General features: G+C 64.9%; 10 protein-coding genes. All 10 read right to left on the reverse strand.

The window, feature by feature from the left end; genetic code table 11:
• Positions 1–290 (reverse strand): hypothetical protein (locus tag R0J92_RS20980; RefSeq protein WP_411053057.1); only part of this gene is annotated, 290 nt, incomplete at its 3' end.
• Positions 287–766 carry a hypothetical protein gene (locus tag R0J92_RS20985; RefSeq protein WP_411053058.1) on the reverse strand — a complete coding sequence of 160 codons (480 nt, stop codon included), beginning with the start codon at positions 764–766 and terminating at the stop codon, positions 287–289. The genes R0J92_RS20985 and R0J92_RS20980, both read right to left, overlap by 4 nt.
• On the reverse strand, positions 766–1,104 hold the full coding sequence (locus R0J92_RS20990; protein WP_411053059.1) for a head-tail adaptor protein: 339 nt from the start codon (positions 1,102–1,104) through the stop codon (positions 766–768). The genes R0J92_RS20985 and R0J92_RS20990 overlap by 1 nt, the downstream gene beginning before the upstream one ends.
• Positions 1,104–1,676: a hypothetical protein gene (locus R0J92_RS20995; RefSeq protein WP_411053060.1), complete on the reverse strand. Its 573-nt coding sequence runs from the start codon at positions 1,674–1,676 to the stop codon at positions 1,104–1,106. The genes R0J92_RS20990 and R0J92_RS20995 overlap by 1 nt, the downstream gene beginning before the upstream one ends.
• A gap of 3 nt (positions 1,677–1,679) precedes the next feature.
• On the reverse strand, positions 1,680–2,963 hold the full coding sequence (locus tag R0J92_RS21000; protein WP_411053061.1) for a phage major capsid protein: 1,284 nt from the start codon (positions 2,961–2,963) through the stop codon (positions 1,680–1,682).
• 68 nt (positions 2,964–3,031) lie between these two features.
• Positions 3,032–3,625 (reverse strand): HK97 family phage prohead protease, encoded by a 594-nt coding sequence (locus R0J92_RS21005; RefSeq protein ID WP_411053062.1) that lies wholly within the window; start codon positions 3,623–3,625, stop codon positions 3,032–3,034.
• Positions 3,626–3,636: 11 nt separating this feature from the next.
• A complete protein-coding gene (locus R0J92_RS21010; RefSeq protein ID WP_411053066.1) occupies positions 3,637–4,932 on the reverse strand; it encodes a phage portal protein in 1,296 nt (431 codons plus the stop codon).
• Entirely contained in the window at positions 4,932–6,767 is a 1,836-nt protein-coding gene (locus R0J92_RS21015; RefSeq protein WP_411053063.1) for a terminase large subunit, read from the reverse strand. Before R0J92_RS21015 ends, R0J92_RS21010 begins: the two co-directional genes overlap by 1 nt.
• Positions 6,764–7,210: a P27 family phage terminase small subunit gene (locus tag R0J92_RS21020; protein WP_411053064.1), complete on the reverse strand. Its 447-nt coding sequence runs from the start codon at positions 7,208–7,210 to the stop codon at positions 6,764–6,766. Before R0J92_RS21020 ends, R0J92_RS21015 begins: the two co-directional genes overlap by 4 nt.
• A 168-nt stretch (positions 7,211–7,378) precedes the next feature.
• A complete protein-coding gene (locus tag R0J92_RS21025; RefSeq protein WP_411053065.1) occupies positions 7,379–7,741 on the reverse strand; it encodes an HNH endonuclease signature motif containing protein in 363 nt (120 codons plus the stop codon).
• Positions 7,742–7,842 lie beyond the last annotated feature (101 nt).

The following is a 7,842-nucleotide window of genomic DNA, read 5'->3' on the forward strand; positions in this document are numbered from 1 at the left end:
TCCCGCCGGGAGAGTTCTTTGATGCGGATCACAGATCCGCCGCGATAGTCGGTGAGTGTGGTGGAGATCTCACGACCGAGGCTCAGCAGCGCGCCATAAGTCTTGGCCGCAACATTCACCTGCACCCGCGCCGTCTCGATATCTCCACGCCCCTTGAGCGAGTACCGCGTCACCGTGGAGATCCGCTGCAGGGTGATCCGCGGAAAGCCCACATCCCTATCAAACGCCCCCCAGACCACCGGCGCCCCGAGAGTCTTCAACAGATCCTTCAGCTCCCGTTCCATACTCATCTGCCGGCCCGCGCCGCCTTGCGCCGGGCCCGCTCCACCGTCCGCTCGATCTCGCCCCAGACCTCGCGTTTGAGCGTGGCGAGCATCAGCGCCTGACTGGCGTCCCAGGCCGGGCGCAGAAACGGACGCGCCGCCATCCGCCCCGTGCTGCGCCCCGTGGAGGATTGCACCCGGATCCCGGTGCCAAACTCATAGAGATGCGCATGGGGTTCACCGTCACCTGCCGCATCAACCGGGCCGACATAGAGCACCACCTTGCTACGCCCCCGGTCCTGGCGCGCCTCGCGTTTCTGCCGCGCGGTCAGCTTGGAGGTCACGGCAACTGTAAAGGGCGAGGCCGCGTCCGCCATCTGCGCCACAGGCTTGAGGCTCTTCTTCATCGCGCGCCGCATCACCCCCTTGGCGGTGCCACGCGGCAGGGCGGCCAGCGCGCGCTCGATGTCACCCGCGCCCTCAATGCGCATCTTCACGGCCATCAAGACACCTCCGCGATCTTCCAGGCGGTGATCTCGATCTCTCCTTTAAAGCCGCGCTCTTTGAGGCCGGTGATCTGCCAATCCGCGCCGTCAAAGCGCAGCCGATGCGCGCCGGTGATCTGCACCATGGGCCCCGACCACAGCACCCGGAACCGCGCGTCGCTGCGCTGTTCCACCGCTGCCGCCCGGAGCCGCTCGCCATCGCTCACCGGCTCATAGGCCGCCCAGCGATAAAACAACTTGTTCCAGCCCGTGACCTCCTCTTCGCCTGCATCATTCTCCGCACGCTGCGCCTCCAGAAAGACAATGCGGCGATCCCGTTCGGTGACCTCTGCCATCACCGCCACCAGCTTTTGAAGGGCGCGATCAGCCGCGCGATCGACAGCGGCACCTCCGCCGGCGTGCCCTCGAACACCACCGGCTCGCGCGCCTGATAGAGATGCGCCGCAAACAGCAGGATGGCATGGCAGATCGGCTTTGGCACATCAACCGCCGCACCAAAGCCGGTCTGGTAGCGCACCCTGAGCGGCAGTGCGCAGCGACCCGGGCGGGGCCAGCTGCGCGCACGGACATAAAACCGCCCGCCCAGCTCAAACAGCTCCGGCGATGCCACCGCGTCCCAGATCCCCGCCGGGGTGAAGACCTCGATCTGCTCCACCGCAGTCACCGGCCCGAGGATCAGCTCAACCGAGCCACCCGCACCGGGCACATGGGGATAGCTCTGCTGCCACTGCTGGCGGACCAGCGCGAGGCCCAGCTCACCATCGTCACCATCAAACTGCGCCACCGCCACATCCAGGCACTGTTGCAGGTGGCCATCCTCTTCGCCCTCTTCCAGCCGCAGATGCGCGCGCAGTTGGGCGAGCTCCACCGGCGGCTCTGCCGGTGGGACAAGACGATCCATCGCCATGGGTCAGGCCGCTTTCATCTGCAGGACCTTGATGGCCTTGGTCTGCGCCGGCGCGCCGTCAATGCGATGCACGCCCATGATGCCGAGGTTGGGGAAGAACTTCTCGCGCGCCACACCAAGGAGGGGATTGCCCACCTTGCGCACGTAATATTCCGAGAAGTCACCGTAAGCGATGGGCTTGGTGCCGGCGCCGATCTGCGCCATCGCCTGGTTGAACGACACAGGCCGCCCGTTGAGCGTCGCCGGCACGCCCTTGGTGACATCGCCATCGGACCAGAGATAGCGCCCATTGCCGTCCTTGAGCTTACGCAGCGCCTTCACCGACTGGTCATGCATCTGGTAGCGCACCTTGGGCCCACCGCGATAGGCCGGGTCGACGGAGTGCTCCAGATCAAAGATCTCATCAAAGGTGATGGCATCCGTGGCGGTGGCAACATGGCCCACCGGCGCGCCGGTGACAAAGCCCAGCGGTTGGTTGTTGCCGCTGCCGGTGGTCAGCCAGGCATTGCCCTTGCGCCCGATGCGTTCCCCGATCAGCTTGCCCAGAAGCGGCTCAAACCCAAAGGCGGAATCCTGTGCCAGCTCAAAGGACCATTTGATCCAGGGCGTCACCAGCGCATAGGCCAGCAATGTGGTCTTGCCCAGTTCGATGTCGCCGCTGTCATCATCAACGCCCTCATCGCCCTCGGCATGGGGTTTGGCCTCCTCTGCGGTGTCATCCACCGTCGGCAGATCAAACGGCGCGCCATTGGCCAGGTTGATCTCGGTGGCAATCTGACCATCCATCATCGGGCCATGGGCTGCGGCGGCCACATTGATAAAGCCCGCAAGCGTGGTGGGCACCAGAAAGCCGCCCTGCGCCCCGGTTCCCGAGGTCTGCGTGCGCACCTCCCGCGCGCCACCCCGCAGGGCCGCCCGTGCCTCGCGATCCATCTCCGACAGATCCGCACCATTGGCCAGGTACTGGCGGAACGCCTCGCGATATTCCTCGCTCGCATCCCCCTCGGGCTGGTGGCGGCTTTCGTCCTGGCCGGGCCGGTTCTGTTCCCGCTGGGCGCGCTCTTCCTGCTCGCGGCGCTCTTCAGCCTCCCGCTGGGCGGTTGCGGCGCGCTCTTCGCGATCCGCGTCCCGCACCAGCCCGTCATACTGATCCATCAGCGTGTCGAACTTGTCATTGGCCGCGCGGGCCTCGTCCGCCGGCGTCTTGTCGGTGATCCCGTCGCGTAGGCTGGTGGCCTCGGTCAGGACGGTTTGCGCCTGTTCGCGCAGTTCTTTGATCTTGCTCATAATACCCTCATGGATGTGATCTTTTTGCGCTTGCCCAAGGCGCGGGACAGGGCAATGACCGGCGCCCCTCAGCGCAGGCCAGACAGACGCCCGCGCATCTGCATGCGGCGGCGACACAGCTGCGCGCTCCCGCCGAGCGCTGCCGCCTTCGAGCGCAGGCCGATCTCGGTGCCCTGGTAGGCCGGGTCGGTCACAATCGAGACATCGAAGAGCCGCACCGAGCCAATCGAGCGCAGCGGGTGATCGCCGCTCTCGTCCCAGGTCTCTTTCTCCGCAATGAAGGCAAAGCTCATCTTGGAGAGATCGCCGCGCCGCATCTTCGGCAGGATCCGCTGCACGTCCGGGTCCTGCGGGTCCAGCTCGGTTTCCACCCGCAAGCCCCGCTGATCCTGCGACAGCATCAACGTGCCCGAGCTGGTGCGCGCCAGCGGCAGGCCCTCATGGTCGATCAGGAAGGTGACATCGTCGCGCCGGTCCAGCGCCGCGCTAAAGGCGCCGGCCTCCACCACCTCTTCCCAGCCCCAGCGATCCAGCGGGCCGATGGCGGTGCGCTCGCCAAACACCGCCGCATAGCCGGTCACGGCCAGTGCTTGTCCGTTGTCTTCGCGCAGCTCTATTGGCGCGACGGCGCAGTAACGCACCTCGCGTGTGGGGTCGCTCATCGCAGCCTCCGTCAGTTTGTGTGGGTGGTCTCGTCGCCGTCGCCCGTCTCAGGCGCGACATCGTCATCAGGGTCGGGCGCCGCCGCCGCGCCCTTGGCAAAGGCCTTGCCGGCCAGCTCAATCGGCACGGTTGCGCCCTGCACCAGAAGCACATCGCCCCCGGACAGAGGCGCGCGGTTTTCCAGTGCGCGGCCCTCGTTTGGGGTCATCAGGCCGTTCTGGATCGCCTTCACAATCGCCTCGATCCGGGTCTTGAAGTCGCCCCGCATGATGCCGTCGAGGTTCAGTTTGACATAGCGTTTGGAGCCGCGCCCGAAGATCTTCAGCGTCAGCTCCTGCTCGAACTTCTTCACCCAGCGCCGCAGCGTGTGTTTGACCAGGTGAAGATCCTGATGCTCGATATTGTTGTAATTGCCCTTGCTCAGCTCCTGCAGGAACACCGGCGGCAGCTGGTAGATCCGTGCCACCTGCCCCACCGCAAACACCTGCACCGAGGTCAGCTGCATCTTGTCTGGATCATCGCCAAGCCGCTTCAGCTCATGCCCTGCCGGCAGCGGCAGCACCGGCTTGCTCTCATCCGCCGCCCGCCGCGTCACCTTCATCAGATCCGCCGCCGCCCGCATCATCTCCTTGGCCGCCTGGAACGGGCCGGTGAGAATATAGGGCGGCACGCCATTCTTGCCGAAGACCGTCAGCGCATAGCGATTGGCATTGAGCCCCTGCCGGATCGCGCTGGCGCAGGTCATCACCGGATTGTGGCAGCCCACATGGTCCGGTTTGAGCAGAAAGGCGATGTCGATCACATCCCGGCCCGGATAGGTTTTGACCCGCCCCGAGGGCTCCCGGTAGTCATAGAACAGCCGCCCGCGATCCTTGCGCACGGTGGTGCGGTGATATTCCATCGGAAAGAGGTTGATCACCCGGCCCTGGCCATTGCGCTCGATGTAAGTATAGGCGCGACCCGGGCCAAAGACCTCGGCAAAGAAGGTCTCCCGCCAGCTGAAGGAGGTGGTGCTGTCATTCACCGCCGCACTCAGCACATCCGCCACCCCGCCCGTGATCTTCTTGTCGCCACCCTCGTCGCCCGTGGCCTCGAAGACCTCGATGGGCAGGCCGGCCATGGCTGCCGACAGGAAGTTGATCGCCGCCCAGATCCCCGGCAGCGACAGCGCTTCGCGCATGGTCACGCCCTCGCCCACCGCGCCGGTCAGCATCTCGGCAATCATCCCCTCGCCGCTATCCACCACCTCGGCGCGCTGTTCCGGCTGGTCTGCGCTCTCAGCCGCAGCGCGACCGCGCCATCCCATCAATCCCACAGCACATCCTCCAGAGAATAATCCTCATCGCCCCAGGGCGACTGTTCCTTGCCCGCCCGCTCCCGGCACAGCGCAATCCCCGCCGACATCGCCAGCGAGACCATGCCGTCGATGCGGCCATGGGCCTTTTCCTTGTCAAACATCCGATGCCCGGTGCGGTTCTCCGCGTAGGTGACAGAGGCCGCCATACTGTCCAGCATCGGGTTCTGCGCCACCATCTGGCGCCCGTCGTAGATGGCGTTTTCCAGCTTGTTGATGGAATCCGGCATCCACAGGTAGATCTCGACCTCCTGCCCCGGGTTGGTTGGATCCGGCACCTTCTCCAGCACCCGTTTCTGGAAGCCCTGCGGATGCACCTCCGTCGGCAGCACCAGCCCCTTTTCCGTCAGACTGTCCTTCAGGCGTTCCAGCCCATATTGGTCACAGGCAATCACCTCGGGCTGATAGCGCGAGGTCAGATCCGCCAGCGCATCGGCCAGCCAGGGGTATTTAAGCCGATCCCCCGGCACCGCCTCGATGAAGCCCTGCTGCACCCAGAGATCATAGGGCGCCTGATCCCGCGCCGACCGTTCCATCAGCGTGCCCTCCGGCGTCCAGAACCAGGTCTTGGAAACCAGACGCTCGGCGTCCTTGGTGGCATCCAGCACCCATGTGAGTGTCAGCGCCGAGAAGTCGCGCACCTGGCTCAGGTCCAGACCGCCAAAACAGGGATAGCCCTGCGCGGTCAGCTCTTCGGGATCCACCTCGCCATGACAGGCCACCCAGGCCTCACGCCTGATCGCTGCCGTCACCGATTGCGTCCACTGGCAAAAGTGCAGCCGCGCAATGCCGTTGCGCTTGCCCGGCATCATCTTGGCCTGGCTCACCACCTTGGTGAGGTATTCCTCATCAATGGTCACACCCAAGAGCGGGTTCACCTTCACCCAGCAGCTGGGATCATTCTCCCAGTCGTCGCCCTCATCCAGTGAGCAGATGAAGGCGAAGGTGCTGTCATCCTCGACCGCGCCGGTGACGACATTGACGCCATGCTGATGCTCTTCCCAGCAGATCGATTTCTTGTCGGTGCCGGAATTGGTGGCCATGCACAGGAGCGGCTGTTTGCGGAACTTGAAGCCCCGCTCCAGCATGTCGATCACATCCCGGTTGGGATGCTCATGCACCTCATCGGTGAGCGCGCAATGGGGACGCGGGCCGGATTGCGCTTTCTCTGCCGAGAGTGGTTTGAACTTGCGCTTGTCGCCACCGCGCCCGCGATAGGTCATCTGCCAGACGGGGTTCTCCCCCTGCTGCTGCACCGTCCGCTTCAGCACCGGCGACTGATCCACCATCGCCACCGCATCCTGGAACAGGATCCCCGCCTGGTCTTTCTTGGCCGCCGCCGCATAGATCTCGGCGCGCGGCTCATTGTCGGCCACCATCATGTACAGGCCGATGCCGCCCAGCATGGGCGACTTGCCGTTGCCCTTGCCTTCCTCATCGTAAAACCGCGTGAACCGCCGAAGCCACGCCCCGTGCCGAGCGCTGTACTGTTTCCAGCCAAAGAGCGAGCCAATCCGGAACGCCTGGCTGGGGTGCAGCTCAAAGGGCCGCCCTTCGAACTGCCCGCCGTTGAGCCGCAGCACCTCCGGAAAAAACCGGATCGCCCGCAGCGCCGCCGCCAGATCCCATTTGAGCCCGCGCTTGGGCCCCTCGATCAGGTCGCGCAGATGGCGATCCGCCGCTGCCCGCACATAGGGACCGGCCACAACCTCGCCCGCCTGCACCGCTTGCGCCCAGGCTGTCACCGGATCCTCGCTGTCCGAGGTCCGCAAATGCGTCGCGCTCACGTCAGGTAGCTCTCGGGTCCGTTGGGATCCGGAAAGCTGAAGCCCATCTGGCCCGCCCCCGACAGCCCGCGCTCCGCCGCCGGCGTCATGCCGAAGTCATTGGCCAGCCCGCGGATCTGGCGGAAGGTCTCATTGAGCTGCGCCACCTCGGGCCGCGCCTTGATCTGCACCCCGTTGCGCGTCTCGCTTTCATAGGTCTCGCCCAGTTCCTCCAGCTCGAGTGTTAGCCGCTCATGGCGCACCACCGCCGCACAGAGCTGGCGGAACATGAACACATTGGACGGCTTCAGGCGATCCACGGTTGGATGACACAGCGGCAGCGCCAGCCGATCAAAGGTCCAGCGCAGCTCGCCGGTCAGCCCCTCGGGCCGGATCTCTTCCAGGCGCAGCCGCGCCCGCTCTTCTAGATTGTGAAGCGGCGCGCCCTCTTCCGCGAGAGCCACAACCTTTTCCTCTGTCGGTCTGCGCCCTCGCATATCCCGGTCAACTCCTTGTTCATGTGGCTTTTTCTATTCAATTTCCACTTTGCGCAGAAAAAGGCTCCCCCTCCGGTTGCCAGCGCATCCGGAATTCCTTCGGACCCTCCCCCCGGGGGGAGCCAGACCGCTGCGTCAGCGGTTGGCGGGATGCTGCGGATCCACCGGCCAGCCATCCGCACCGCGCTCTTCCGAGTACCCGCGCGCCTCAAACCGTTGTTTGTTCTGATCATGGTCATCCGGGCACAGCGTCTGCAGATTGTCCGGATCCAGAAACAGCGCCGGATCACCCCGATGCGGGATCACATGATCCACCACCAGGCGGCAGCGCTTAGGGTTACCCTGTCGAGATCCGGACGCCGTCAGCGAACCATCGTTCAAGATCCCCCGCCGCAGACATGCCCGGCACAGCGGCTCGCCCTCAAGATGTTGAGGCCGCAGGCGACGTCGCCACGCCGAGAGGTTGTACAGATGGTGATACTCGCTCCGCGCTGTCATACCATACCCCCGGAACGCAAAAACGCCCTCCGGTTTCCCGTGGGCGCATTTAGTGATGATGCATATTTACTGCCATGCCGGTGACATTGGCGTCAAGGGGG

It is taken from the genome of Tritonibacter sp. SIMBA_163, assembly GCF_046535935.1.
GTDB classification, from domain to species: Bacteria; Pseudomonadota; Alphaproteobacteria; order Rhodobacterales; family Rhodobacteraceae; genus Epibacterium; species Epibacterium scottomollicae.

Coding starts and splice junctions, on each gene's coding strand:
- R0J92_RS20995 (WP_411053060.1), bottom strand. CDS start 1,676: ATGGCGATGGATCGTCTTGTCCCACCGGCAGAGCCGCCGGTGGAGCTC.
- R0J92_RS21000 (WP_411053061.1), bottom strand. CDS start 2,963: ATGAGCAAGATCAAAGAACTGCGCGAACAGGCGCAAACCGTCCTGACC.
- R0J92_RS20985 (WP_411053058.1), bottom strand. CDS start 766: ATGGCCGTGAAGATGCGCATTGAGGGCGCGGGTGACATCGAGCGCGCG.
- R0J92_RS21010 (WP_411053066.1), bottom strand. CDS start 4,932: ATGGGATGGCGCGGTCGCGCTGCGGCTGAGAGCGCAGACCAGCCGGAA.
- R0J92_RS21025 (WP_411053065.1), bottom strand. CDS start 7,741: ATGACAGCGCGGAGCGAGTATCACCATCTGTACAACCTCTCGGCGTGG.
- R0J92_RS21005 (WP_411053062.1), bottom strand. CDS start 3,625: ATGAGCGACCCCACACGCGAGGTGCGTTACTGCGCCGTCGCGCCAATA.
- R0J92_RS20990 (WP_411053059.1), bottom strand. CDS start 1,104: ATGGCAGAGGTCACCGAACGGGATCGCCGCATTGTCTTTCTGGAGGCG.